Annotated in this window: 20 protein-coding genes and 1 pseudogene; 8 read left to right on the top strand and 13 right to left on the bottom strand. The window is 74.6% G+C overall.

Going from position 1 to position 25,779, the window contains the following annotated elements; translation table 11 throughout:
* Positions 1-163: 163 nt before the first annotated feature.
* Complete coding sequence (locus BLS21_RS23310; protein WP_091224016.1) at positions 164-2,098, bottom strand: MDR family MFS transporter; 1,935 nt, start codon at positions 2,096-2,098, stop codon at positions 164-166.
* Positions 2,098-2,598: a MarR family winged helix-turn-helix transcriptional regulator gene (locus BLS21_RS23305; RefSeq protein WP_245700709.1), complete on the bottom strand. Its 501-nt coding sequence runs from the start codon at positions 2,596-2,598 to the stop codon at positions 2,098-2,100. Before BLS21_RS23305 ends, BLS21_RS23310 begins: the two co-directional genes overlap by 1 nt.
* A gap of 217 nt (positions 2,599-2,815) precedes the next feature.
* On the opposite strand from BLS21_RS23305, the gene hrpA reads away from it, so the two are divergent.
* Positions 2,816-6,751: an ATP-dependent RNA helicase HrpA gene (gene hrpA, locus BLS21_RS23300; RefSeq protein ID WP_091224012.1), complete on the top strand. Its 3,936-nt coding sequence runs from the start codon at positions 2,816-2,818 to the stop codon at positions 6,749-6,751.
* 89 nt (positions 6,752-6,840) lie between these two features.
* Here the strand turns inward: hrpA and BLS21_RS23295 are convergent, their stop codons facing one another.
* The gene (locus BLS21_RS23295; RefSeq protein WP_091224010.1) at positions 6,841-7,203 is read right to left on the bottom strand and encodes a hypothetical protein; all 363 of its coding nucleotides are present in this window, start codon (positions 7,201-7,203) and stop codon (positions 6,841-6,843) included.
* Between BLS21_RS23295 and BLS21_RS26360 the strand changes: the two genes are divergently transcribed.
* Positions 7,127-7,831, top strand: coding sequence for an ATP-binding protein (locus BLS21_RS26360; protein WP_342706020.1), 705 nt, complete (start codon positions 7,127-7,129; stop codon positions 7,829-7,831). The genes BLS21_RS23295 and BLS21_RS26360 overlap by 77 nt on opposite strands.
* Positions 7,832-8,435: 604 nt before the next feature.
* On the opposite strand, the pseudogene BLS21_RS26355 reads toward BLS21_RS26360, so the two are convergent.
* Positions 8,436-9,476: pseudogene (locus BLS21_RS26355) on the bottom strand (MFS transporter); the annotation flags it as partial.
* 130 nt (positions 9,477-9,606) lie between these two features.
* Here BLS21_RS26355 and BLS21_RS23280 point away from each other — a divergent pair.
* The 3 genes from BLS21_RS23280 to BLS21_RS23270 all read left to right on the top strand — a co-directional run bounded on the left by BLS21_RS23280 (position 9,607) and on the right by BLS21_RS23270 (position 13,317).
* Complete coding sequence (locus tag BLS21_RS23280) at positions 9,607-11,883, top strand: xanthine dehydrogenase family protein molybdopterin-binding subunit (RefSeq protein WP_091224006.1); 2,277 nt, start codon at positions 9,607-9,609, stop codon at positions 11,881-11,883.
* Complete coding sequence (locus BLS21_RS23275) at positions 11,883-12,386, top strand: (2Fe-2S)-binding protein (RefSeq protein ID WP_091224004.1); 504 nt, start codon at positions 11,883-11,885, stop codon at positions 12,384-12,386. The genes BLS21_RS23280 and BLS21_RS23275 overlap by 1 nt, the downstream gene beginning before the upstream one ends.
* 73 nt (positions 12,387-12,459) lie before the next feature.
* Positions 12,460-13,317 (top strand): FAD binding domain-containing protein, encoded by an 858-nt coding sequence (locus BLS21_RS23270; RefSeq protein WP_091224039.1) that lies wholly within the window; start codon positions 12,460-12,462, stop codon positions 13,315-13,317.
* A gap of 62 nt (positions 13,318-13,379) precedes the next feature.
* Here BLS21_RS23270 and BLS21_RS23265 read toward each other — a convergent pair whose 3' ends face one another.
* From BLS21_RS23265 to BLS21_RS23235, 7 genes are all read right to left on the bottom strand, one after another.
* On the bottom strand, positions 13,380-14,723 hold the full coding sequence (locus BLS21_RS23265; RefSeq protein ID WP_245700708.1) for a sulfate adenylyltransferase subunit 1: 1,344 nt from the start codon (positions 14,721-14,723) through the stop codon (positions 13,380-13,382).
* Complete coding sequence (gene cysD, locus BLS21_RS23260; protein ID WP_091224002.1) at positions 14,723-15,631, bottom strand: sulfate adenylyltransferase subunit CysD; 909 nt, start codon at positions 15,629-15,631, stop codon at positions 14,723-14,725. The genes BLS21_RS23265 and cysD overlap by 1 nt, the downstream gene beginning before the upstream one ends.
* Positions 15,632-15,726: 95 nt before the next feature.
* Entirely contained in the window at positions 15,727-16,476 is a 750-nt protein-coding gene (locus tag BLS21_RS23255) for an inositol monophosphatase family protein (RefSeq protein ID WP_091224000.1), read from the bottom strand.
* Positions 16,473-17,186: a PaaI family thioesterase gene (locus BLS21_RS23250; RefSeq protein WP_091223998.1), complete on the bottom strand. Its 714-nt coding sequence runs from the start codon at positions 17,184-17,186 to the stop codon at positions 16,473-16,475. Before BLS21_RS23250 ends, BLS21_RS23255 begins: the two co-directional genes overlap by 4 nt.
* A gap of 30 nt (positions 17,187-17,216) precedes the next feature.
* Positions 17,217-18,716, bottom strand: coding sequence for a sensor histidine kinase (locus tag BLS21_RS23245; RefSeq protein ID WP_245700707.1), 1,500 nt, complete (start codon positions 18,714-18,716; stop codon positions 17,217-17,219).
* Between the two features lie 65 nt (positions 18,717-18,781).
* The gene (locus tag BLS21_RS23240) at positions 18,782-19,504 is read right to left on the bottom strand and encodes a response regulator transcription factor (protein WP_281241970.1); all 723 of its coding nucleotides are present in this window, start codon (positions 19,502-19,504) and stop codon (positions 18,782-18,784) included.
* A 99-nt stretch (positions 19,505-19,603) separates the two neighbouring features.
* Positions 19,604-20,374, bottom strand: a complete 771-nt coding sequence (locus BLS21_RS23235) for a siderophore-interacting protein (protein ID WP_091223994.1) — start codon at positions 20,372-20,374, stop codon at positions 19,604-19,606.
* 278 nt (positions 20,375-20,652) lie between these two features.
* On the opposite strand from BLS21_RS23235, the gene BLS21_RS23230 reads away from it, so the two are divergent.
* Both BLS21_RS23230 and BLS21_RS23225 read left to right on the top strand, forming a co-directional pair.
* Positions 20,653-20,862, top strand: a complete 210-nt coding sequence (locus tag BLS21_RS23230; RefSeq protein ID WP_091223992.1) for a hypervirulence associated TUDOR domain-containing protein — start codon at positions 20,653-20,655, stop codon at positions 20,860-20,862.
* Between the two features lie 40 nt (positions 20,863-20,902).
* Positions 20,903-21,334: a DUF2795 domain-containing protein gene (locus BLS21_RS23225; RefSeq protein WP_091223990.1), complete on the top strand. Its 432-nt coding sequence runs from the start codon at positions 20,903-20,905 to the stop codon at positions 21,332-21,334.
* A 40-nt stretch (positions 21,335-21,374) separates the two neighbouring features.
* Here BLS21_RS23225 and BLS21_RS23220 read toward each other — a convergent pair whose 3' ends face one another.
* Entirely contained in the window at positions 21,375-22,451 is a 1,077-nt protein-coding gene (locus tag BLS21_RS23220) for a hypothetical protein (protein ID WP_175479720.1), read from the bottom strand.
* A 169-nt stretch (positions 22,452-22,620) separates the two neighbouring features.
* Here BLS21_RS23220 and BLS21_RS23215 point away from each other — a divergent pair, with 169 nt between their 5' ends.
* Positions 22,621-24,759 (top strand): LCP family protein, encoded by a 2,139-nt coding sequence (locus tag BLS21_RS23215; RefSeq protein ID WP_245700706.1) that lies wholly within the window; start codon positions 22,621-22,623, stop codon positions 24,757-24,759.
* Between the two features lie 233 nt (positions 24,760-24,992).
* Here the strand turns inward: BLS21_RS23215 and pstB are convergent, their stop codons facing one another.
* Positions 24,993-25,772 carry a phosphate ABC transporter ATP-binding protein PstB gene (gene pstB / locus BLS21_RS23210; RefSeq protein WP_091223986.1) on the bottom strand — a complete coding sequence of 260 codons (780 nt, stop codon included), beginning with the start codon at positions 25,770-25,772 and terminating at the stop codon, positions 24,993-24,995.
* Between the last annotated feature and the right edge of the window lie 7 nt (positions 25,773-25,779).

Raw genomic sequence — 25,779 nt, 5'->3', positions numbered from 1 at the left:
CCCCGATCAGCGTCGAGCCGGACCGCCGACGCTCCTCGGGGGACCCTGCGGGCCCCCGCTCGTCGGCCGACACCGCGGCCAGGTGCCGTCCCCGACCTCCGCTGACACGACGGTGGCCCCCCAGCAGCTGCTGGGGGGCCACCGTCGTGTCGGACGCGTGGACTCAGTCGTGCTGTCGCGCCGCGCCGTCCTGCAGGTGGTCGGGGGGGATGGACGCCAGGCCGGTGGGCGCGTGGCGCGTCGCCTCGTGCTTACCGGCGTGCCGTCGAGGGTGGCCGTTCGCCTTCGCGACCGGCGCACTGCCGTCCCCGTGTGCGCCGCGGGCGACGGCGCCGCCGGGGCGGCCGACCGGGGGAGCGGTGGACGTGGGAGCGCCGGCGCCGACCGCCTGTGCGGCCTGCTCGGCCGGCTCGTCGGCGGACGGGTCCCCCGCGGTCTGCTGCGCCGCCTGCCGTGCCGCCTCCCGGGCGGCCTGGATGCCGGACTTGTTCGACAGCGCCAGCTGCGGCAGGAACAGGAACACGACGAACCCGACGGCCGCCACGACCGCGGCGATGAGGAAGACCAGGTCGATCGCCTCGGAGAACCCGGTCTTGAACGGCAGGGCCAGGAACGACGGCAGGTCCTGGATGAAGGAGGTGTCCGACAGGTCGGAGCCGGCCTGCAGCTGACCGCTCTGCAGCGCCTGGGCCACCCGTGGGTCCGTCGCCGCCGCCGAGGTCACCGACTCCTCGATCTCCACCGGCAGGCGGCTGAACAGCACCGAGAGGAAGACGGCGGTGCCGACCGTCGCGCCCATCTGGCGGAAGAACGTCACCGAGGAGGTGGCCACGCCCATCTGGCTCGGCGGCACGGCGTTCTGGACCGCGAGGACCGCGGGCTGGAAGTTGAAGCCCAGCCCCACGCCGAGCAGGACCATGAACGGCACCAGCGCCCAGATCGAGGTCTCGGCGCCGACGACGAAGGACAGCGCCAGCAGGGCGACGGCGATCAGCGTGGTGCCGGCCAGCGGGAAGACCTTGTACTTCCCGGTCTTCGAGATCGTGGTGCCCGAGCTCATCGCGCCGACCATGATCCCGGCGACCAGCGGGATCATCTGCAGGCCGGCGACCGTCGCGCTGGAGCCGTGCACGATCTGCAGGTACTGGGGGAGCAGCAGCAGGCCGCCGAACATGGCCGCGCCCACCACCACGCTGCCGAGGCTGGCGACGGTGAAGCTGCGGTTGCCGAACAGGTCCAGCGGCAGCAGCGCCTCGTCGCGGTAGGCCCGCTCGGCCAGCAGGAAGAGGACGAAGCCGACCGCGCCGATGAGGTAGCAGGTGAGGGCCCGGCCCGACGTCCAGCCCCAGATCCGGCCCTGCTCGGCGACGATCAGCAGCGGCACGATGCAGGTGATCAGCGCCAGTGCCCCGGGCCAGTCGATGCGGTGGTCGCGGCGGACGTGCGGCAGGTGCAGCACGCGGTAGACGGCGAGGAAGGCGAGCAGGCCGAGCGGCACGTTGATCATGAAGATCCAGCGCCAGCCGGTCAGCCCCAGCAGCGAGGACTGGCCGGCGAGGAAGCCGCCGAGGACCGGGCCGAGCACGCTGGAGGTGCCGAAGACGGCCATGAAGTAGCCCTGGTACCGCGAGCGCTCCCGCGGCGGGACGATGTCGCCGATGATCGCCAGGGCCAGCGACATCAGGCCGCCGGCGCCGACGCCCTGGAGCGCCCGGTAGGCGGCCAGCTGGTACATCGTGTCGGCGATGCCGCAGAGCACCGAGCCGACGACGAAGACGCCGATCGCGAACAGGTAGAACGGCCGTCGTCCGTAGATGTCGGAGAGCTTCCCGTACAGCGGGGTCGAGATCGTCGACGTGATGAGGAAGGCCGTCGTGGCCCAGGCCTGCAGGTCGTAGCCCTGCAGGTCGTCGGCGATGGTGCGGATGGCCGTCGCCACGACCGTCTGGTCCAGGGCCGCGAGGAACATCGCGACCATCAGCCCGGCGATGATCGTGAGGATCTGCCGGTGCGTGAAGGCGCCGTCCGCGTCGGGTGCGGAGGCGGCCGCCCGGGCGTCTCTCCGCCCGGCCGCGCTGGTGGAAGTGCTCTGGGTCATCAGTTCTCTCTCGATCGGGCGGCGACCGGCACGGCGGCGGGCTCGGTGGGCAGTGACGCGGTGAGGTCGTCGAGGAGGCGACCGAACAGCCGGGTGAAGGTCGCCAGGTCCGCGGCCGGCCAGTCGGCGGTGGCCCGAGCGAGGTGGGCCTCCCGCTCGGCCCGGACCTGCCGCAGCGCGGCCGATCCGGCGTCGGTGACGACGAGACGGCTGGCCCGCCCGTCGGTCTCGTCGGCGACCCGCTGGACGAGCCCCCGTTCGATCAGCGAGGACACGTGCCGGCTCACCGTCGACGGATCGGCGTGCACGAGCTCGGCCAGTGCACTCTGCCGCAGCGGGCCCAGCCGCGCGAGCGGGAACAGCAGGACCAGCGCCGCACTGCCCTCGGTGGCCTGGTGCGCCTTCAGGGCGTGCACGAGCCGCAGGAAACGGGGTAGCTGCTCGCCCAGGGTGCGCAGGTCGGCGAGCCGGTCGTCGGCGGGCGCGGCGGGGCCGGGCACGGGAGGGCGGTACGGCACGGCGGGCTCCAGGGGGCGGCGGTCGGAAACACATGCACCGTACAAGCTGTTGTACGGACCAAACAACCAGTTGCGCGGCCCATGCAAGTGAGGCGGGCCACCACCACCCGGCGGCGTCCGGTGCGATCCTGGGAGGTGCGCCGGTCGCCTTCCACCCGCCGTTGCGCGCCCCCTACCTGCCCCGGACGAGGAGACCGTCGTGACCACCCCGCCCGACGACCTGCGTGCGCGGCTGGCCGGCCTGACCCTCGAGGACGAGCACCGGCTGCGCCGCCGGCTCGACGGCACCCGCAGGACCAGGGACGACGAGGCGCGGGCCCGGCAGCGGTCGCGGATCGCCGCCGACGTCGCGGCCGCCGAGGAGCGGATCGCCCGCCGTCGCGCCGCCGTCCCGACGCTGCGCTACCCCGCCGAGCTGCCGGTCAGTGCCCGCCGTGACGACATCGCCGCGGCGCTGCGCGAGCACCAGGTGGTCGTCGTGGCGGGGGAGACCGGCTCGGGCAAGACCACCCAGCTGCCCAAGATCGCCCTCGAGCTCGGCCGCGGCGTGCGGGGCCGGATCGGGCACACCCAGCCGCGGCGGATCGCCGCGCGCACCGTGGCCGAGCGGATCGCCGAGGAGCTGGAGACCCCGCTGGGCGAGGTCGTCGGCTGGAAGGTGCGCTTTACCGACCAGGTCAGCGACGCGACCCTGGTCAAGGTCATGACCGACGGCGTCCTGCTCGCCGAGATCGGCCGCGACCGGCTGCTGCGCCAGTACGACACCCTCATCATCGACGAGGCGCACGAGCGCAGCCTCAACATCGACTTCCTGCTCGGCTACCTGGCGCAGGTCCTGCCGCGGCGTCCCGATCTCAAGCTGGTCATCACCTCGGCGACGATCGACGTCGAGCGGGTGGCCAAGCACTTCGGGAACGCCCCGATCGTCGAGGTCAGCGGGCGCACCTACCCGGTCGAGGTGCGCTACCGGCCGGTGGTCGACCCCGACGACCCGGACTCCGACCCCGACCGCGACCAGGTCACCGCCGTCGCCGACGCCGTCGACGAGCTGACCGCCGAGGGCCCGGGCGACGTCCTGGTCTTCCTCGCCGGCGAGCGGGAGATCCGCGACACCGCCGACGTCCTCACCGAGCGCTTCCCCTCCGCCGAGGTGCTGCCGCTCTACTCGCGCCTGTCGGCCGCCGACCAGCACCGCGTCTTCGCCCCGCACGCCGGACGGCGGATCGTGCTGGCCACCAACGTCGCCGAGACCTCGCTGACGGTGCCCGGGATCCGCTACGTCGTCGACCCGGGTACCGCGCGCATCTCCCGGTACAGCGCCCGGCTCAAGGTGCAGCGGCTGCCCATCGAGCCGATCAGCCAGGCCTCGGCGCGGCAGCGCTCGGGGCGCTGCGGGCGCACCTCCGAGGGCATCGCCATCCGGCTCTACACCGAGGAGGACTTCGAGAGCCGGCCGGAGTACACGGACCCGGAGATCCTGCGCACCAGCCTGGCCTCGGTGCTGCTGCAGATGGCCGCCCTCGAGCTGGGGGACGTCGCCGAGTTCCCGTTCATCGACCCGCCGGACCGTCGTGCGGTCGCCGACGGCGTGGCCCTGCTCGAGGAGCTGGGCGCCCTGGACGAGGCCGGCAGCCTGACCCCGACCGGCCGCGCGCTGGCCGCCCTGCCGCTGGACCCGCGCATGGCGCGGATGGTCGTCGAGGCCGACCGGCGCGGCGTGCTGGAGGAGGTGCTGGTCATCGCGGCGGGCCTGACCATCCAGGACCCCCGCGAGCGGCCCACCGAGCACCAGCAGGCCGCCGACCAGGCGCACGCCCGGTTCGCCGACGAGAACTCCGACTTCCTCGCGCTGCTCAACCTGTGGCGGTACGTGACCGAGCAGCAGGAGACGCTCTCGGGCAGCCAGTTCCGCCGCACCCTCAAGCGCGAGTTCCTGCACTACCTGCGCATCCGCGAGTGGCAGGACCTCTACGGCCAGCTGCGCAGCACCGCTCGTCGGCTGGGCATGACCGTCGGCGAGCCGGCGACCGAGCCCGACGAGCGCGGCATCTCCGCCGCGCTGCTGTCGGGGCTGCTGTCCCACGTCGGCCTGCAGGTCGAGGAGGGGAAGGGCCGCGACGGCGACCGGCGGCGCGGTGGCCGCGAGTACCTGGGTGCCCGCAACGCCCGCTTCGTCCTCGCCCCCGGCACCCCGCTGGCGAGGAAGCCGCCGCGCTGGGTGGTCGCCGCCGAGCTGGTGGAGACCAGCCGGCTGTTCGCCCGCACCGTCGCCCGGATCGACCCCGAGGTCGTCGAGCGGCTGGCCGAGCACCTGGTCAAGCGGCAGTACTCCGAGCCGCGCTGGGACGCCAAGCGGGGCTCGGTCGTCGCCACCGAGCGGGTCACCCTCTACGGCATCCCGCTGGTCGTCGGCCGTCGCGTGCAGTACGGCTCGATCGACCCGGTCGTCTCCCGCGAGCTGTTCATCCGGCACGCCCTGGTCCAGGGCGAGTGGACCACGCACCACCGCTTCTGGCACGACAACCAGAAGGCGATGCAGCGGGTCGCCGAGCTGGAGGAGCGGGCCCGGCGTCGTGACATCCGGGTGGACGACGAGACGCTGTTCGAGCTCTACGACGCCCGCATCCCGGCCGACATCGTCTCCACCCGGCACTTCGACAGGTGGTGGAAGGCCGCCCGTCGGCAGACGCCCGACCTGCTCACCTTCAGCCCGGAGATGCTCACCAACGCCGCCGCGGCCGGGCAGGTGCGGGTCGAGGACTTCCCGGACGAGGTGCCGCTGACGCGGGGGCTCACCCTGCCGCTGTCCTACGCGTTCGCGCCGGGCACCCCGACCGACGGCGTCACCGTCGACGTCCCGCTCGCCGTGCTGGACACCGTCGCCGAGCGGACGTCCGGGGAGTCGCTGGCCTTCACCGTCCCGGGACTGCGCGAGGAGCTGGTCACCGCGCTGCTGCGCACCCTGCCCAAGCAGCTGCGCCGCACGCTGGTGCCGATCCCCGACCGGGTGCGCGAGGTGCTGCCGCGCATCGCGCCGACCGAGCCGCTGCTGCCGGCGCTGGAGCGCGAGCTGCGGCGGGCCGCGGGGGTCGTCGTCCCGCCGGACGCGTGGGCGCCGGACCAGGTGCCCGACCACCTGCGGGCCACGTTCCGCGTCGTCGACGACCGGCACCGGCCCCTGGCCACCGGCAAGGACCTGCAGGCGCTGCGCCGCGAGGTCGCGCCGCAGAGCCGGGCCAGCCTGGCCGCGGCCGCCTCGGACGTCGAGCGCACCGGCCAGACCGCCTGGACCTTCGGCACGCTGCCGCGCACCGTCGAGGTCCGGCGCGGCGGGCACGTGGTGACCGCGTACCCGGCGCTGGTCGACGAGGGGACGACGGTCGGCGTCCGCGTGGTCGCCACCGAGGTCGAGGCCACTCGGCTGACCTGGCGCGGAGCCCGGCGGCTGCTGGTGCTGGTCGCCGGCTCACCCACCCGGCAGGTGGTGAGGGGGCTGTCCCCGGCCACCCGGCTGGCGCTGCAGTTCAACCCCGACGGCGAGATCCCGGGCCTGGTCGACGACTGCGTGGACGCGGTCGCCGACGAGCTGCTGGCCGCCGCCGGCGGGCCACCGCGCGACGAGGCCGGCTTCGCGGCGCTGGTGCAGACCGCCCGCGCGCAGCTGCTGCCGCTGACCACCGACACCGTGCGGCGGGTCGAGGCCGTGCTGGTGCAGGCGCGCGAGGTCGCCGTCGCGATCGGTGCGGCACCGGGACGGCGGGTGCCCGAGGCGGCGATCGCGGACCTGCGCCGGCAGATGGGCGGCCTGCTGCACCGGGGCTTCGTCGCCGCGGCCGGACGGCGCCGGCTGCCGGACCTGGTGCGGTACCTCAGGGGGATGGTGCACCGGCTGGAGAAGCTGCCGGCCAACGCCGTGCGCGACGAGCTGTGGATGCAGCAGGTCGCCGCGGTCACCGCCGAGTACGAGCAGCTGCGCGCCCGGGTGCCGTCGACGGGGGCCCCTGACGACCCGGTCGCCCGGGTGCGCTGGATGCTCGAGGAGCTGCGGGTCAGCCTGTTCGCGCAGAGCGTCGGCACCCCGCGGCCGGTGTCGGAGCAGCGGGTCTACAAGGCCATCGACGCGCTGATCGCCTGAAGCTCGCCCCTGCGTCGACGACCTGGAGCTCGGCCCCCCTGCAGGGTCCCGCCGCGGGCCTGCGAGTGGCGGGGGGCAGGGGGCCTCTCTCAGCCGGCGGTGCGGGCGCGCTCGCGGAGCAGGGCGGAGATGCGCTGACGGGTGACGCCGAACATGGCGGCGATCCGGTTGATGCTGACCTGCTCGGAGGCCAGGGCGTACGCCTGCTCGCGCCGCCAGGCGCCCCCGGCGCTGGCCAGGGCCGCCATCACCGAGCTGAGCTGCTCGACGACCAGCGGGCGGGACTCGGCGGTGACGATGTCCAGCCAGGTGCGGCCGGTCTGCCGCTCCTCGAGCAGCTTCTCGGCCCGCGAGCGCGCGCCACCCAGTTCGGTCATGCAGGTGTCCAGCACGGCCATGAGCTCGGTGAGCGCGCGGACGGCCGGGTCCTGCTCGGTGCGGTCGGTCGACACGGGCCCTCCGACTCTGGTGGTGGATGGATGTGAGCAATCCGGTTGCCCACTATCCGTCTTGGTACGGCCGAGTGCAAGACCCGTGACACGCAACAGCCCTCGCCGGGCAATGGTCGTTGCGTGCACCCATCGCGACGATTACGTTGCGTACAACGGGGTGGCGCTGCATCGAGTCCGCGCCCAGGGGGCAGCCCTCGTCCGGGACCCCGCCGAGGGGAGACCGATGTCCACGCTCACCGCCACGGTCGACCTGAGACCGGTGCCCGCCAGCGTCCCGGTCGCCCGGCACCTGGTGCTGGACCTGCTGGGTGCCTGGAGGTCGCCGCACGACGCCGGCGACGCCGCTCTCCTGGTCACCGAGCTCGTCGCCAACGTGGTCGACCACGTCGCCGGGGATGCCTCCTTCACCCTCGAGCTCTCGATGTCCGAGGACTGGCTGCGCATCTCGGTCGCCGACGGCTCCGCGCTCCGGCCGGTCGTCCGGGAGTTCGAGGTCGCCGCCGCGCGGGGGCGGGGGATGCGGCTCGTGGAGGGCATCGCCGACCGTTGGGGCGTCGAGGACGACACCGACGGCAAACGGGTGTGGTTCGAGCTCGCGCCTCGGGAGTGGGAGGGCCGGCAGCCGTAGCCCCGGGTTTGCCGACGACGGCTCCCGGGGACGGGCGAGGGGACCGATCCACCGAGGAGGAGACGGCATGAGCGAGCCGGACAGCAAGACCTACAGCGCGGGCGAGGGGCTCTCCGACGAGGAGATGGTGCGCACCGTCGCCGAGCAGACCGACAGCATCTCCGAGCACGCCGACGTGGCGGGCAAGGACTGGGACGGCGACGCCAGCAAGGCGCCCGACCCCAACGCCGACCCCGCCGGCTGATCCCCGGCTGACCGACGCCGGGCGGGACCGACGCGTCGCGCCCGGCGCCGTGCGACGCTGCGCTGGACGGCCCGTCCCGGGCAGGCCCCGTCCAGGGGCCCGCCCCCAGCGTGCGAAGGGTGGGGAGGACGGGGTCCTCCTCCGGTGGGGGGCAGGGGGTCCTTGTTCAGCCCGCTCGCGCCGGGCTGGCCGCCGCGGCCGCTCCCCGGTGCTGAGGACCTCGTCGCGCGCGGCGCCCCAGCCGGCCCACGTCATCGGCGCCAGGCAGGCGGCGAGCAGCAGCACCGGGGCGGTCCAGCCGCCGGTGAGGTCGTAGAGCCAGCCCAGCACCAGCGGGCCGGCGGCCGCCAACAGGTAGCCCACGCACTGGGCCACCCCGCCGAGGCGGGCCGCGGCCAGCGGGCTCGGGCTCCGCAGCACGATGAGGGTCAGTGCCAGGGCGAAGCCGCTGCCCTGCGCCAGGCCGAAGGCGGCGACCCAGACCGGCGTGCCCTGCCCGGGCGCGAGCAGCAGGCCCCCCAGGCCGACGACGTAGGTGGCGAGGACGGCGAGCACCAGCGGGCGCTGGCCGCGCATCCGCCCGGCCTGGGCCGGCGCCAGCAGCGCCCCCACGGCTCCGACGACGTTGCTCAGCCCGAGCAGCAGCCCGCCCTCGGACACCGGCACCCCGGCGTCGACCAGCAGCGTCGGCAGCCAGGCGCCGATCGAGTAGAACTGCACGCTCTGCAGGCCGAGGAACAGCGTCACCTGGCGGGCCAGCGGCCGGCGCAGCAGCGCCCAGGACCCGCCGTCGGGCACCGCGTCCCGAGCGGCCCGGTGCGCGCGGCCGGTGCCGGCGACCGGCAGCCACAGCGCCAGGGCGGCCAGTGCGAGGGCCAGCCAGCTGGCCAGCCCGCCGCGCCACCCCCAGCCCACGGCCGCGGCGAACGGGACGGTGGCCGCCGCCCCGACGGCAGCCCCGACGTTGAGCGACGCGGAGTACGACCCCATCACCAGGCCCGGCCGGGCCGCCTCGCGCTTGACGTAGGCGGGCATGAGCACGTTCGCGACGGCGATCGCCGCACCCGCCAGCAGGCTGCCGGCGTAGAGCATGGCCACGGGCGCGAGCAGCCGCAGTGCGATGCCCGCGGCCAGCACCAGCAACGACGCCGCGACGGCGAGCTCGAGGCCCACCCGCCGGGCGGTGCGCGGCGCCAGCGGGGCGAAGGCGCCGAAGCAGAGCACCGGCAGCGTGGTGAGCAGCCCGGCCATCACGGGGGACAGGCCGGTGTCGGCCCGCAGGTCCCCCAGCAGCGGGGCCACGGCGACGACGGCCGGTCGCTGGTTCAGCGCGACGGCGACGACGGCGGCGACGAACAGCAGCGCGGCCCAGCGGGAGCGCGTCGTCCCCTGGTCGTCCATCCCGGTCAGCTCACCACACCCGGGGCGACCGGCGGCCCGGCACCGGGGGCCCGCAGGAGGATGGGGTGGCGGAGGCGCGCTCGATCGTCGATAGTGTCCGCGATCACCCCGCCGCACGGAAGGTGAGCGCATGAGCATCCTCGGTACGCGAGTGGTCCGCACCGAAGACCCGCTGTTCCTCACACGTGGTGCGACCTACACCGACGACCTGACCGACGACCGGCTCGCCGGGGCGCTGCACGCGACCTTCGTGCGGTCCACCGTCGCGCACGGCCGGCTGCTGTCGGTCGACACCTCCGCCGCCCTGGAGGCGCCGGGCGTGGTCGCCGTGGTCACGGCCGAGGACGTCGCCGACCTCGTCCCGATCCCACCGCCCTTCCCGTTCGTCAACCGCGCGATGACCCGGCCGTGGCTGGCGTCGGACCGCGTCCGGTTCGTCGGCGACCCGATCGCCGTCGTCCTCACCGAGGAGCGGTACCAGGGTGAGGACGCCGCCGAGATGGTCGCCGTCGACATCGACCCGCTGCCCGCGGTGGTGGGCACCGCGGCGGCGGCCGCCGACGAGGTGCTGCTGTTCCCCGAGGCGGGCACCAACGTCATGGCCTCGTTCGGCGAACCCGCGCCGGCGGACTTCTTCGACGGCTGCGAGGTCGTCGTCACCCAGCCGATGGTCAACCAGCGGGTGGCACCGGTGCCGCTGGAGAGCCGGGCCGCGGCCGCCGCCTGGGGCGAGGACGGCCGGGTCACCGTCTGGTGCACCAACCAGGGTGCCCAGCAGGCCCGGGGGCAGTTCGGGGACTGGCTCAAGATGGACCCCGACCTGATCCACCTGATCACCCCTGACGTCGGCGGCGGCTTCGGCGCCAAGATCGGCGCGGACCCCGAGTACGCCCTGATCGCCTGGCTGGCCAAGCACGTCGGCCGGCCGGTGCGCTGGGCGGAGAACCGGTCGGAGAACCTGATCGGCATGCTCCACGGCCGGGCCCAGGACCAGGTGGTCACCATCGGGGGGCGCCGGGACGGGACGATCGAGGCCTACAGCCTCGTGGTGGACCAGGACTGCGGCTCCTATCCCCGGATCGGCACGGTGCTGCCCACCCTGACCATGCTGATGGCCCCCGGGGTCTACGGCTTCCCGCGGGTGCACGCGCAGGCGCGCGCACTGGCCACCACGACGACGTCCATCGGTGCCTACCGGGGCGCGGGCCGCCCGGAGGCGACCGCGGCGCTGGAGCGGGCGATCGACCTCTTCGCCGCCGAGATCGGGATGGACCCGGCCGAGGTGCGCCGCAAGAACCTGCTGCCGGCGTTCAGCGAGCCGCACCGGACACCGATGGGCGCCACCTACGACAACGGCGACTACACCGCGGCCCTCGACAAGGCGCTCGAGGCCGCGGGCTATGCCGAGCTCCGGGCCGAGCAGGCCCGGCGCCGGGAGCGGGGTGACGTGCGGCAGCTCGGCATCGGGATGTCGGTGTACGTCGAGATCACCGGGGCCGACAACGGCGCCGGCACCGGGGAGGCGGCCTCGCTCGAGGTCCACCCGGACGGCACGGCGACGGTGCTCACCGGCACCTCCCCGCACGGCCAGGGCCACGCCACCGCGTGGGCGATGATCGCCAGCGACCAGCTCGGCATCCCGGTGGAGAAGATCACCGTCGTCCACGGCGACACCGATCGGGTCCCGGAGGGCGGCGGCACGATGGGGTCGCGCAGCCTCCAGCAGGGCGGCGCGGCGGTGCACCAGGCGGCCGGCGAGCTCGTCGAGCTGGCCAGGCAGCGGGCCGCGGAGAAGCTGGAGGTCGACCCCGAGGACCTGGTCGTCGACCTCGGTCTGGCCGGGCTCGCCGTCCGCGGGACGCCGGGGACGGGGGTCACCTTCGCCGACCTGGCCGCGGACGAGCAGCTGCTGGTGCAGACCCGGTTCACCGCCGCGGCGCCGACGTTCCCCTTCGGGGCCCACGTGGTGGTCGTGGAGGTGGACGTCGAGTCCGGCAAGGCCCAGGTCACCCGGCTGATCGCGGTCGACGACGCCGGCACGATCCTCAACCCGCTGCTGGCCGAGGGGCAGCGGCACGGCGGCTACGCCCAGGGCGTGGCGCAGGCGCTGCTGGAGGAGGTCCTCTACGACGAGGACGGCAACCCGACCACCTCGACGCTGGCCGACTACCCGTTCATCTCCGCCACCGAGCTGCCCAGCTTCGAACTGGTCGAGATGGCCACGCCGACCCCGATGAACGCGCTCGGTGCGAAGGGCATCGGCGAGGCGGGGACGATCGGCGCCACCCCGGCCGTGCAGAACGCGGTCATCGATGCCGTGGCCCACCTCGGCGTCCGGCACATCGACATGCCGACCACCCCGATGCGCGTGTTCCGGGCCGTCCAGCAGGCCCAGGGAGGCAACTGATGCAGATCTCGATCACCGTCAACGGACAGCAGCGCACCGACGAGGTGGAACCCCGGCTGCTGCTGGCGCACTACCTGCGCGAGGTCTGCGGGCTCAAGGCGACCAACCTCGGCTGCGACACCACCTCGTGCGGCGCGTGCACCGTCATCGTCGACGGGCTGTCGGTGAAGTCGTGCACGGTCCTGGCGGCCCAGACCGACGGCGCGCAGGTGACCACGCTCGAGGGCCTGACCGGCCCGGACGGCGAGATGCACCCGGTGCAGAAGGCCTTCCGCGAGGAGCACGGCCTGCAGTGCGGGTTCTGCACCCCCGGCATGGTGATGGCCGCCATCGGCGTCCTGGCCGACAACCCCGACCCCACCGACCGCGAGATCCGCGAGGGGCTGGAGGGCAACCTCTGCCGCTGCACCGGTTACCACAACATCGTCCGGGCGGTCCAGAGCGCGGCCGGTGCCGGCCCTGCCGCCGGTCAGGTCCCGCAGGCGCAGGAGGTGGCCCGATGACCGGGCTCGCGAGGGCATCCGAGGGCACAGCACCCCGGGTCGTGCGCCCGACGAGCGCCAGCGAGGAGTGGGCATGATCCCGGGGTCGTTCGAGTACGTGCGGCCGACATCGGTCGAGGAGGCGATCGCCGCGCTCGTCGAGCACGGGGACGACGCGAAGGTCCTCGCCGGCGGGCACTCGCTGCTGCCGCTGATGAAGCTGCGCCTGGCCATGCCGGCGGTGCTCATCGACATCAGCCGCATCCCGGGGCTGTCCTACGTGCGGGTGGACGGCGACGAGGTCGCCATCGGCGCGGGCACCCGGCACCACGAGCTGGAGAAGGACGCCGTCGCCGCGGCCGAGGTGCCGATCCTGCCCTACGTCGCCAGCCAGGTCGGCGACCCGCAGGTGCGCCACCGCGGCACGATCGGCGGCACGGTCGCGCACAGCGATCCGGCCTCCGACCTGCCCACCGCGCTGCTGGCGCTGGGCGGCACGGTCGTCGTCCAGGGCCCGAACGGTCGGCGCTCGATCCCGCTGACGGACTTCTGGCTCGGGTTCTTCGAGACCGCGCTGGCCGAGGACGAGCTGATCGTCGAGATCCGCGTGCCGCGCACCGGGTCGGCCGGCTGGGCGTACGAGAAGTTCACCCGCCGGGCCAACGACTGGCCGATCGTCGCCGCGGCCGCGGTCGGCAGCCGGGGTGGTGGGGCGGGCGGACCGCTCCGCGTGGCGTTGGCCAACATGGCCGGGGCGGTCGTACGGGCGACCGCGACGGAGGAGGCCCTCGCGCGGGGAGCCTCCATCGAGGAGGCCGCCGCGCTGGCCGACCAGGGCACCAGCCCGGGGGCGGACATGCACGCCGACCAGGAGTACCGCCGGCACCTGGCGCGGCTGCTCACCCGTCGGGCGCTGGAGAAGGCGGCGGGAGCTCCCGCAGCCGCAGCCTGAGGAAGGCCCCCTGGAGGGTCCCGCCGGGAGCCTGCGAGCGGTGGGGGCAGGGGGCCCTCCTCTCAGCCGGCGGGGGTGAGCATCCCGGCGCCGACGGTGGCGTTGGTGGCCTCGTCGACCAGGATGAAGCGGCCGGTCACCCGGTTGCGGGTGTAGTCGTCGACGAACAGCGGCTGGGTGACGCGCAGGCGCACCCGGCCGATGTCGTTGAGGCCGAGCTCGGTGGCCTCCCGGTCCCGGTGCAGCGTGTTCACGTCGAGCCGGTAGGCCAGCTCCTTGACCATCGCGCGCGCCGTGCGGGTGGTGTGCTTGACCGCGATCCGCTGGCGCGGCCGCAGCGGCTCGTCGGTCATCCAGCAGACCAGCGCGTCGAGGTCCTGAGTGGCCGTCGGGGCGTTCTCCGGCTTGCCGATCAGGTCGCCGCGGGAGACGTCGAGGTCGTCGGCGAGCCGCAGCGTCACCGCCATCGGCGGGAAGGCCTCGTCGACCGGGCCGCGCGGGCCGTCGATGCCGGCGATCGTCGTCGGCAGGCCGCTGGGCAGCACCGTGACCTCGTCGCCGACGCGGAAGACCCCGCTGGCGACGGTGCCGGCGTAGCCGCGGTAGTCGTGGTGCTCCTCGGTCTGCGGGCGGATGACGTACTGCACCGGGAACCGCGCGTCGGTGAGGTTGCGGTCGCTGGCCACGTGCACGTGCTCGAGGTGGTGCAGCAGCGTCGGGCCCTCGTACCAGGGCGTGTTCGCCGAGTGGGTGACGACGTTGTCGCCGTGCAGCGCCGAGATGGGGACGACGGTCAGGTCCGGCACGCTGAGCTTGGCCGCGAACGCGCTGAACTCGTCGGCGATCGACTCGAAGACCTCCTCCGACCACTCGACGAGGTCCATCTTGTTGACCGCGACCACCAGGTGGGGCACCCGCAGCAGCGAGGCGAGGAAGGCGTGCCGGCGGCTCTGCTCCACCATGCCCTTGCGGGCGTCGACCAGCACGATCGCCAGGTCGGCGGTCGAGGCGCCGGTGACCATGTTGCGCGTGTACTGCACGTGGCCCGGCGTGTCGGCCAGGATGAACGTGCGCCGAGGGGTGGCGAAGTAGCGGTAGGCGACGTCGATGGTGATGCCCTGCTCGCGCTCGGCCCGCAGGCCGTCGGTGAGCAGCGCGAGGTCGACGTGGTCCCCCTTGCTGGCGCGGGCCACGGCCTCGTACTGGTCCTCGAAGATCGCCTTGCTGTCGTAGAGCAGCCGGCCGATCAGCGTGCTCTTGCCGTCGTCCACCGAGCCGGCGGTCGCGATGCGCAGGATGTCCTTGCGCGCGGTGGCGAGCTCCACGGCGTGCTCGGCGACGGCCGAGTGCACGTCGACCGGCTCGTCGGCGTCGGTCACGGTGGGGTACGTGTCGGCGGGAGCCATCAGAAGTAGCCCTCCTTCTTCCGGTCCTCCATGGCGGCGTCGCTGACCTTGTCGTCGCCCCGGGTGGCGCCCCGCTCGGTCATCCGGGTCACCGCGATCTCGGCGATGACGTCGGCGACCGTGGTGGCCTCCGAGCGGACGGCGGCGGTCAGGTTCGCGTCGCCGACGGTGCGGTACCGGACCGTGGCCCGGAACGGCTGCTCGCCGTCCCTGGGGCGGATGAACTCGTTGACCGCGTACAGCATCCCCTGGCGCTCGACGACCTCCCGCTCCTGGGCGAGGTACAGCGGCGGGATGGCGATCTGCTCGCGGGCGATGTACTGCCAGATGTCCAGCTCGGTCCAGTTCGACAGCGGGAAGACCCGGATCGACTCACCGAGGTGGATGCGGCCGTTGTAGAGGTCCCACAGCTCGGGGCGCTGGTTCTTCGGATCCCACTGGCCGAACTCGTCGCGGAAGGAGAACACCCGCTCCTTGGCGCGCGCCTTGTCCTCGTCGCGGCGGGCGCCGCCGAACAGCGCGGTGAAGCCGTGCTCCTCGACCGCGTCGAGCAGCACCGGCGTCTGGATGCGGTTGCGGGAGCCGTTGGGCTCCTCCCTGACCGTGCCGGCCGCGATCGCGTCCGGGACGGAGGCGACGATCAGCTGCACGCCGAGCTCGGCGACCCGCTTGTCGCGGAACTCGAGCACGTCGGGGAAGTTCAGCCCGGTGTCGACGTGCATGACCGGGAACGGGATGCGGGCCGGCGCGAACGCCTTGCGAGCCAGCTCCAGCATCACGATGGAGTCCTTGCCGCCGGAGAAGAGCAGCACCGGGCGCTCGAGCTCCGCGGCCACCTCGCGGATGACGTGGATGGACTCGGCCTCCAGCGTCTCCAGCTGGGAGAGCCGGTAGTCGGGTGTGGTCACGAGCTGGGGCTCCGGGAGGTCGGGGACAAGGCCGGAACCAGCAGCAACCGCACCGGTCCGGGGGAGATTCCCGGGTACCAGTCTCCGTCATCGCCCTACGTGAGCGGCTGTGACCCCGGTCGCACCGCCGCCAGCAGCCGGTCGGCCAGCTCCGGGCGGCACACCAGCAGGTCCGGCAGCCACGCGTCCGGGCCGTTGTAGGCCAGGGCCGAGCCGTCCAGCCGGACGGCGGTGAGCCCCGCGGCGCGGGCGACGGCGACCGGTGCGGCCGAGTCCCACTGGTACATGCCACCGGCGTGCACGTAGGCGTCGGCCTCGCCGCGGACGACGGCGGTCACCTTCCACCCGGCCGAGCCCATCGGCACCAGCTCGGCGTCGAGGGCCGCCGCCGCGGTGGCGGCCACCGCGGGCGGGCGGCTGCGGCTGACCGCGATCCGCGGCCGCCCGCCTCCCGGCGGGGGCACCACGGGCGCGGGGTCGGTCACCAGCACCTCGCCCAGCGCCGGCAGCGCCACGGCGGCAGCCGGCAGCTCGCCGGCCCTCCACAGCGCCACGTGCACCGCCCAGTCCGGCCGCGGCGCCTCGCCGTACTCGCGGGTGCCGTCGAGCGGGTCGACGATCCACACCCGGTCGGCGGTCAGCCGGCGGCGGTCGTCGACGGCCTCCTCGCTGAACACGGCGTCGTCCGGACGCTGCTCGGCCAGCACCCGGGCGATCGCGGCCTGCGCGGCGGCGTCGCCGGCGTCCCCGAGCGCCCGGCCGGTGAGCCGGCCCTCCTCGCGCAGCCCGGTGAGGACGGCGGCGGCTGCCCGGGCCGCGGCGGCGGCGACCTCGACGTCCCTCACGGGCGGTCGGACAGGGCCGTGGCGTCGGTGGGGCGCCCCGGTGGCCGGTGCTGGCCGGAGGCGTCGGTGATCGCACCGAAGTAGTCGGCGCGGAGCTCCTCGCGGGGCATGACGAACACGCCGCGGGCCTCGACCAGCGTCCGATCGGGCGCCGCCGTGGTCGCGATCGTGCCGGTGACGGCGCACTTGCGCCCGGCGGCCTCGGTGACCTGCGCCCGCATCGTCAGGGGGGTCGAGAGCGGCACGGGCCGCCGGTAGTCCACCTCCAGGCGGACGGTCATGCCCCAGAGCCCCGCGGCGATCGCCGCCGACCCGAGCAGCTGGTCCATGAGCAGGCTGCTCATGCCGCCGTGCACGTAGCCGGGCGGACCCTCGTAGGCCGGGCCGAGCAGGGCCTCGCCGACGACGCCGCCCTCGACCCGGCGGATCCGCACCGGCGGCGCGAGGGCGCTGCCCACCCCGCTCACCGGGTTGTAGACGCGGCGGAAGACCAACGGGTCGTCCAGCACGGGCAGCTGCGTCACCGGCCGCTGCGCGGCGGCCAGGCGGGCGGTGACGGCCCGCGCGTCGGCGGCCGCGGCCCTCAGCTGGTCGGCCGGGACGGTGGTGAGCACGGAGGCGTCCACCAGCTCCCGCAGGGCCGTGCCGAGCTCGGTCACCGCGGCCATCAGGTCGGCGTCGTAGGGCTGCCCGCCCGCGTCGGAGGTCACCCGCGGACGGTAACCGGACCGCCCGGAGGCTCAGGCCGCCGGGCCGTCCGGCACCGGCGGGGCCGCCGGGCCCGGACCGGACCGGGGCAGCCGGACGGTGAACGTCGCGCCCCGGCCGGGGGCGGTGTCCAGGTGCACCGTGCCGCCGTGCGCGTGCACCAGCGCGCTGACGATGGCCAGCCCCAGTCCGGTGCCGCCCGCCGTCCGGGCCCGGGACGGGTCGGCGCGGTAGAAGCGCTCGAACACCCGCGCGGCGTCCTCGGGCGCCATGCCCGGGCCCTGGTCGGACACCCGCAGCACGACCACGCCGCCGTCGTCGCCGTCCGCCGTCCCGTCGGTCGGCGCCGGCTCGTCGGAGACGCTGACCGTGACCGGTGCGGTCGGTGGCGTGTGCACCAGGGCGTTGGTCACCAGGTTGCCGACGACCTGCCGCAGCCGGGCCTCGTCGCCGAGGACCACGGGCACCTCGCTGAGCGCCTCGTCCAGGTGCAGGGTGACCGGCCGGTCGGGCTGGACGGCGCGGGCGTCGTGGACGGCGTCGCCCGCGACCTCGGCCAGGTCGACCGGTGTGAGGGTGAGCGGGCGCTGCTGGTCCAGGCGGGCCAGCTGCAGCAGGTCCTCGACCAGCAGGCCCATCCGGGCGCCCTCGGACTCGATGCGCTGCATCAGCCGGGCGGTCTCCTCCGGGCTGCGCGCCGCACCTTGCCGGTAGAGCTCGGCGAAGCCGCGGATCGAGGTCAGCGGGGTGCGCAGCTCGTGGCTGGCGTCGGCGACGAAGCGGCGCATCCTGGTCTCGGAGGCGCGGGCCTGCTCCTCGGAGGCCTGCTGCGCCCGGAAGCCGTACTCGATGCGGCTGAGCATGCCGTTGAGCGCGGTCGACAGCCGGCCCACCTCGGTGCGGTCGTCCCCGGCCGGTACCCGCTGAGAGAGGTCGCCGGCGGCGATCGCGGCGGCGGTGCGCTCCACCTCGGTCAGCGGGCGCAGGCTGTTGCGGACCAGCACGTAGGCGGCGGCCCCGAGGACGGTCAGCACGACGAGCCCGACCAACACCTCGATGACCACCAGGCGGCCGATGACCTGGTCGTCGGCCTCGATGTCGCTCGCCACCACCGCGGTGTTCCCGCCGCCCACGTCCTCGCTGATCAGCCGCCACAGCCTCCCGTCGTCCGACCGCACGGTGACGGGGCGGCCGATACCGGCCAGCACCAACCTGGCGTTCCGCCTGGAGAAGGTCACCTCCCCTGTCTCTGCCTCGAGCGGGACGGCGAGGTCGACGACCCGACCGCTCGGGGACAGGCAGGCGACGTAGAAGGTGCTGTACTGCGGGCGGCCGCCCCGGGACCACGAGTTGTCTCCCTCGCAGGCCTCCTCGAACCACGGCTCACCCTGGTACCGGGCGAGGGTGGACACGAGCTGCTTGTCCTGCTGATCGACCACGTAGCGCTTGAGCAGGGAGGTCGCGGTGATGCCCGTGGCCGTCAGCGCGATGACGACCAGCCCCATGAGCAGCGCCACGAGGGTGATGCGCAACGGGAAGCGCGGCGCCCGTCCCGGTCGCGGGGCGGGCGCCGCGCTCCCGAGGGGCGGCCGGTTCGTCACGAACCGCGGGGGAGCCGCAGCGTGTAGCCCACGCCGCGGATGGTGTGCAGCAGCCGCGGCTCGGTGGTGTCGACCTTGCGGCGCAGGTAGGAGATGTAGGACTCGACGACGTTGGCGTCGCCGTTGAAGTCGTAGTTCCACACGTGGTCGAGGATCTGCGCCTTGGACAGCACGCGCCCGGCGTTGGCCATCAGGTAGCGCAGCAGCTTGAACTCCGTCGGCGAGAGGCTGACCACCTCACCGGCCTTGACGACCTCGTGCGACTCCTCGTCGAGCTCGATGTCGGCGAAGGACAGCCGCGGGGACTCCGTGGGACGCTGCGGCCCGGTGCTGCGGCGCAGCACCGCCCGGATCCGCGCCAGCACCTCGTCGAGGCTGAACGGCTTGGTCACGTAGTCGTCGCCGCCCAGGGTCAGCCCGGACACCTTGTCCTCCGCCGCGTCGCGGGCGGTGAGGAACAGCACGGGGGTGTGCCGGCCGCTCTCCCGCAGCCGGCGGACGACGCCGAAGCCGTCCAGCCCGGGCATCATCACGTCGAGCACCAGCAGGTCGGGGCGGAAGGACGCGGCCATCGCCAGCGCCTGCTGCCCGTCCGCGGCCGTGGCCACCTCGAAGCCGGCGTAGCGGAGGCTGGCCGACAGCAGTTCGCGGATGTTGGGTTCGTCGTCCACCACGAGGAGGCGGGCCTCCGGTGCCGAGCCGCTGCCGGTGCTGCTCACAGCGCCTCCCGTCGAACGCGTTGCGGTGGTCATGTCACGAGGGTGCGGCCCGCTGCTGGAGCAGCCCTGGGCGTTCCCTGTGAGGAGTCTGGACGGCGCTCACCCGCCCATCGCCCGTCCGCGCCGCCAGTAGCCGATCGCGTGGTGCTGCGCCCGGCCCAGCCCCCACCGGCCGCGGAGGTCGGCGCGCACCGCCCGGACCGTCGCGGACTCCGCGGCCACCCAGGCGAAGAGGTCCTCGCCCTCAGGCCGCTCCAGCGCCGCGACGGCGTCGGCCAGCAGCGTCCCCTCACCGGGCGGGGTGCCGTCGCGGTGCAGCCAGCGGACCTCCACCCCCTCCGGTGCCGGCAGCGGCTGCTCCTCGGCGGCGTCGGCGACCTCCACCAGCGCGACGCCGAGGGTCGAGGGCGGCGCCGACGCCAGGATGCGGGTGATCGCCGGGAGCGCCGTCTCGTCGCCGGCCAGCAGCAGCCACCGGGCCGGGCGGTCGCCCAGCGGGCCACCGCCCGCGACGGCCACCGTCGTCCCGGGGACGGCGGCCCCGGCCCACGCCGCCGCCGGGCCGTCGCCGTGCAGCACGAAGTCGATCTCCACCTCGCCGCGCTCGGGGTCCTGCCGTCGGGCGGTGTAGCTGCGCAGGCTGACCCCGTGCGCGCCCTCGGGCCAGACGATCCGCCCGTCCCGCTGCACCGACGGCCAGCGCGGCGCCGGGTCGCCGACCCGGGGGACCAGCAGCGAGATCGTGGGGCCGGCCGCCGCGGCCGCCGCGGGCGTGCCCGAGAGCAGGATGCGGCGCACCGAGGGGGTGACGTCGTGGACCGAGGTCACGGTGAGGACGTCGACCGGCCGGGTGGGGTCTGGGACGGTCACGGGACCCGAGCGTAGATGCGGGCCGACCCGGCCGACCCCGGGGGAATGGGGTCGACCGGGCCGGCGATCGAGGACGGAGCCGTCACGCTGAGTGTTCGTTCCCCCCGCTTTGAGCAGCGAGAACGACGTGGCGCTCCCCGTCGGGCAGAACGCTACGTGACGATCGCGCGTGCGTCAGTGCCCGCACGGGTGATTGGTCCTCCCGGACGGGTGATGTGTGTCCCGGGCCCGCGCCGGGCAGTGGCGGGGGGACCGCACCGAGCAGCCGGGAGGACCACGTGTCGGACGACCTGGGGAAGGGTGACCACGTCACCTGGAAGAGCCACGGCCAGGAGGTCGAGGGCACCGTCAAGCGCGAGATCACGTCCGAGACGAAGGCGGCCGGCCGGAAGGTGAAGGCCAGCGAGGACGAGCCGCAGTACGAGGTCGAGAGCGACAAGACCGGCAAGACCGCGGTGCACAAGCCCGGCGCCCTGCACGAGAAGTGACCGGCGCGGCACAGATGAAGGCACCAGGAGGAGGACGACCGTGAGCGAGACCGGAGACCAGTTCGCCGGGACGTCGGCCCGCAGCACCAAGCACAGCCCACGGGTTGACGAGGAGCTCGAGCACGAGATCCAGGGGATGCTCAAGGCCGAGCGCGCCACCCGCGCCGAGGAGTGGCGCGAGGTGGAGCCGCAGGCGGAGGGCGACCCCGACATCGACAGCACCCCCGCGGGCACCCTGGTCGGCGGCGTCCCGGTGGGCATGACCGAGGACGCCGTCGTCGCCCGCGCCGAGCTGGCCCGCTGGCTGGACCGGGCCGACTTCCCGAGCGACGGGCCCACGCTCGTCGAAGCGGCCCTGGACCACCGGGCCCCGGACGCGGTCGTCGACGAGCTGCGACGGCTGCCCGAGGGCGAGACCTACGAGCGGATCGGGGACGTCGTCCGCGCGCTCGGCTACCCGACCGAGACCTGACGCGCGGCGGTCGGGGGCCGGGTGCACCGGTCCCCGGCCGTCACCCTCCCTCGGCGGCCTCCCGCTCCTCGTCCTCCGCGATCTCCTCGGCGCCCCGCCGGCGGAACAGCCGGGAGCCGGGGAAGCCCTTCACCACGTGCCGCAGGTCCTGCATGGTGTCGAGCAGGTCGTGCACGTCCTCGCCGACCGATCCCATGGACCCGATCACCGGCAGGATGTCCTCGTCGAGGTGCGTCATCAGCTGGGGCAGCCGGTCGATGAAGGCGACCACCGCCTCGACCTCGTCCCGGTCGATGCTCGCCGCCAGACGGCGCACCGCCGGTGCGAGAGCGGTCAGCGGCTCCTGGAAGACGTCGACCATCGGGTCGACCCGGCCCAGCAGCCCCTCCGCCCGTCCCACCGCGCCGTCCGCGGCCGAGATCGTCCCGCCGGCCGCGGCGATCGCCTCGTCGGAACGGGAGATGGTCCGCCCGACGGCGGTGATCGCGTCGTCCGAGCGGGCGATGGTGCCCTCCACAGCGGTGATGGCGCCCTCGGACCGCCCGATCGTGGCCTCCACGGCGGTGATCGTGTCGTCGGAGCGGGCGACGGTCTCGCCGACGGCGGCGACGGCGTCGTCCGAACGGGAGATCGTCCGTCCGATCGCGGTGATCGCGTCGTCGGAGCGGGCGACCGTGCGGCTCACCGCCAGGATGGCCTCGTCGGCCTTGCGCTGGGTGTCCCCGACTGCGGTGATCGCCTCGTCGGCCTTGCGCTGGGTGTCCCCGACCGCGGTGATCGCCTCGTCGGCCTTGCGCTGGGTGTGCCCCACCGCCGCGACGGCGTCGTCGGCGTTCCGCCGGGTCCCGTCCACGGCGGCGATCTCGTCGTCGGCCCTCTGCCGGGTCACCTGCACGGCGGCGACGGCGTCGTCCGCCCGTCGGCGCGTGCCCTCCACGGCGGTGATCGCCGCGTCCGCCCGGTCCACCACACCCTCGACCCGGTCGAGCAGCGACTCCACGCGCCCGACGACCGCCGCCAGCCGCGGGACCAGCGCCAGTGCCTCGGTGACGCCGTCGCGGAGTCCTTCCACCGCGGAGACCACGTCGGACGGACCCGGCACGAACGGCAACCTCACCTCGGGGACGCTACGACGGCTCGCAGGGTCCCGCCCGCCGATCCCGCGCGTCCCACCCGGGAGGAGCCCTCCGCGCCCGTATCGTGGGTGACTGCCCGACTGCGCAGCGGTACCTCCGCGCGTGGGCCGGGGACGACGGTGCCCGTCAGGGCGGTGGTTCGACGATGGGATGTCGGCACGGGTGGGGAACGAGCGCACGCGCGACGACGCGGGAGAGGCCCGGTCGTCCGGGCGTCTCCGCGGCCGGCGCCGCCCGGCCGCGCCGTCCCCGGCCGCGGGCGAGGGGACGCCGGCCCGTGAGCCGATCACCGTCGAGCAGTTGATCGCCCGCCAGGGCGGCGAGGTCGGCCGCCGCCGGGCCGCCCGCACCGGCGAGATCCCGCTGCCCCTGGCTACCGGAGAGAAGGCCCCGGAGCGCCGGCGCGGCCTGCCCCCGGTGCCCGCCGACCCATCGGCCCCGACCGCCCTCCCGGCGGCCCGGTTGCCCTCCGGGCGGCGTGCCGGCGACGTCCCCCGGCCGGTCGACGACACCCCGGCTCCGCAGCGCGGCCTGCCCCCCGTCCCGGCCGGGCACGCGCCCGTGGTCGCCGGGACGCCGGCCGCCGTCCCCCCGCCGCCGGTACCGACCGCGCAGCCCCAGCCCCCGGTCGAGCCGCCGCGCGGCGGGCTGCCGCCGGTGCCGCCGTCGGCCCGCCCGTCGGTGCCGCTCTTCCCGCCGTTCGACGAGGGGGCGGGGCACCGCCCGTCCCGGCCGATCGCGCCGCTGCCGCCGATCCCGGGCCGGGACGCCGCGCTGTCCGGTGCCACCCGGCTCGCGCCGCCCTCGCCACGCGAGCGCCGGGCCGCCCGCCGCGCCGCCCGCAGCCCCGGCCGCCGCCGGCTCGTCCGCGCCGCCGTCGGTCTGGCGGCCGTCCTGGGCGTCGTCCTCGCCTACCACCTGGGGCTGTACTTCTACGTCGACCACCGCATCGAGCGCGTCGACGCGCTGACCCCCGACGGCGCCGAGGTGCTCGCTCCCCGGCTGCAGGAGGGCGCGGCCACCTACCTGGTCGTCGGCACGGGCCTGCCCGGCGCGGAAGGGCCGGCCTCGGTGGCCACCCTCCTGGCGCACGTCACCGCGGACGAGGAGCGGGCCGTCCTGGTCAGCATCCCGCCGACCGCGCTGGTCGACACCCCCGCCTGCGTCGGCGCCGACGGGGAGGTGCGCGAGGCGGTCACGGAGTCCTTCGCCGACTCGCTGCTGCAGGGCGGGCCGTCGTGCACGGTCCGCGTGGTGCAGCAGCTCTCCGGGCTTCGCGTCGACCACTACCTCGGCGTGGACCTGGCCGGGCTGCCCGGCATGGTCGACGCCCTGGGCGGCGTCGCCGTCTGCCTGCCCGTGGCGACGCCGGCGGTCACCGCCTCGGCCGAGCCGCTCCCCACCGGCGCCAGCACCATGTCCGGGGACCGCGTCACCGGCTACCTCGCCCCGGGGGACGCCGGTGCCGACGTCACCGGCGAGGCGGTCGCCGAGCGCGCGCAGCTGGTGCTCACCTCCACCCTGCGGACGGCGATGTCGGCGGGGACCCTCGGCAACCCGGCCACCCTCACCCGGTTCCTGACCCGCGCCTCCGACGCCCTCACCGTCGACGGGACGACCACCCTCGGCGACCTGCGCACCCTCGCCGGCACGCTCGGCGACCTCTCCGGCGACGCGGTGCAGCGGATCGGCCTGCCGGTGGCCCAGGTGGGTCACGTGCCGGCGGGCAGCGAGCAGGCCCACGTCGTGCTCGACGCCACCGCCTCCCGCTCCCTGTTCGACCAGGTGATCGAGGAGGGCCGGCTCCCCGAGGAGCTGATCGCCCCCGACCCCGCCGCCGTGGCCGCTGCGCCCGCCCCCGCGGCGGCCGAGCAGCCCGTCACCACGCCCGCCGAGCAGCCGCTGACCGCCGCGCCCGCGGGGATCACCCTCGACGTCCTCAACGGCACCGCCACCAGCGGGCTGGCCGCCACCGTGGCCGACCAGCTGCGGGCCCAGGGCTTCGGCGTCGGTCAGGTCGGCAACGAGCCCGGTGTGGTCAACGAGACCGTCGTCCGCTTCGGTCCCGGCGCCGAGGAGCAGGCCCGCACCGTCGCCGCCGCCGTCCCCGGTGCGGTGCTGCAGCCCAGCGACGCGACCGGCGGGGCCGTCCAGCTGGTCATCGGGCCGGGCTTCTCCAGCGTCGTGCCGGTCGAGATCCCCCCGGCGCCGGTCGCGGCCCCGGAGACGCCCGCCCCCGCGGCGCCTGCCACCCCGTCCGCCGAGCCGGTCGCGGCCGCCAGCTGCTGAGCGGACGGGTCGGGGACGGCACGTGGCCGCGGTGTCGTGACGAGCGGGGGCCCGGAGGGTCTCCCGAGGAGCGACGGGTGGAGCTCAGCGCCGGTCGGGGACGGCACGTGGCCGCGGTGTCGTGACGAGCGGGGGCCCGGAGGGTCTCCCGAGGAGCGACGGGTGGAGCTCAGCGCCGGTCGGGGACGGCGCGTGGCCGCGGTGTCGTCCGGTAGGACGACGGTGTCACCGGCTCAGCCGAAGCGGCCGGAGATGTAGTCCTCGGTCGCCTTCTGGTCCGGGTTGCTGAAGATCTTCTCGGTCGGGTTGAACTCGATCAGCCGGCCCGGCTGGCCGACCCCGCTGAGGTTGAAGAAGCCGGTCTGCTCGCTCACCCGCGCCGCCTGCTGCATGTTGTGGGTGACGATGACGATGGTGAACCGCTCCTTGAGGTCGGCCATCAGGTCCTCGATCGCCAGCGTGGAGATCGGGTCCAGCGCGGAGGCCGGCTCGTCCATGAGCAGGACGTCGGGCTCGACGGCGATCGCGCGGGCGATGCACAACCGCTGCTGCTGACCACCGGAGAGCCCGGCGCCCGGGCGGTTGAGGCGGTCCTTCACCTCGTTCCACAGGTTGGCTCCCCGGAGCGAGCGCTCCACCAGGTCGTCGAGGTCGGACTTCCTCATCCTCTTGTTGTTCAGCCGGATGCCCGCGGCGACGTTCTCGTAGATCGACATGGTCGGGAACGGGTTGGGCCGCTGGAAGACCATGCCGATCTGCCGCCGGACGTCCACCGGGTCGACGTCCGCGCCGTAGAGGTCCTGCCCGTCCATGACGATCTTGCCCTCGACCCGCCCGCCCGGGATGACCTCGTGCATCCGGTTGATCGAGCGCAGGAAGGTCGACTTCCCGCAGCCCGACGGCCCGATGAGCGCGGTGATGCTGCGCGGCTCGATCGAGACGTTGACGTTCTCGACCGCCAGGAAGTTGCCGTAGTAGATGTTGAGGTCGGAGACGTCGATGCGCTTGGCCACAGGAGGT

Origin of the sequence: Geodermatophilus siccatus, from assembly GCF_900103785.1 — a bacterium.
Classification (GTDB): Bacteria; Actinomycetota; Actinomycetes; order Mycobacteriales; family Geodermatophilaceae; genus Geodermatophilus; species Geodermatophilus siccatus.
Note: the sequence above shows the minus strand (reverse complement) of the source record. Positions and strands in the feature narration are given on the sequence as shown.

Bases quoted from the DNA above. Each gene is read 5' to 3' on its own strand.
- BLS21_RS23310 (WP_091224016.1), bottom strand. From the start codon at position 2,098: ATGACCCAGAGCACTTCCACCAGCGCGGCCGGGCGGAGAGACGCCCGG.
- BLS21_RS26360 (WP_342706020.1), top strand. From the start codon at position 7,127: ATGCAGGTGTCCAGCACGGCCATGAGCTCGGTGAGCGCGCGGACGGCC.
- BLS21_RS23280 (WP_091224006.1), top strand. From the start codon at position 9,607: ATGAGCATCCTCGGTACGCGAGTGGTCCGCACCGAAGACCCGCTGTTC.
- BLS21_RS23275 (WP_091224004.1), top strand. From the start codon at position 11,883: ATGCAGATCTCGATCACCGTCAACGGACAGCAGCGCACCGACGAGGTG.
- BLS21_RS23270 (WP_091224039.1), top strand. From the start codon at position 12,460: ATGATCCCGGGGTCGTTCGAGTACGTGCGGCCGACATCGGTCGAGGAG.
- BLS21_RS23265 (WP_245700708.1), bottom strand. From the start codon at position 14,723: ATGGCTCCCGCCGACACGTACCCCACCGTGACCGACGCCGACGAGCCG.
- BLS21_RS23215 (WP_245700706.1), top strand. From the start codon at position 22,621: ATGTCGGCACGGGTGGGGAACGAGCGCACGCGCGACGACGCGGGAGAG.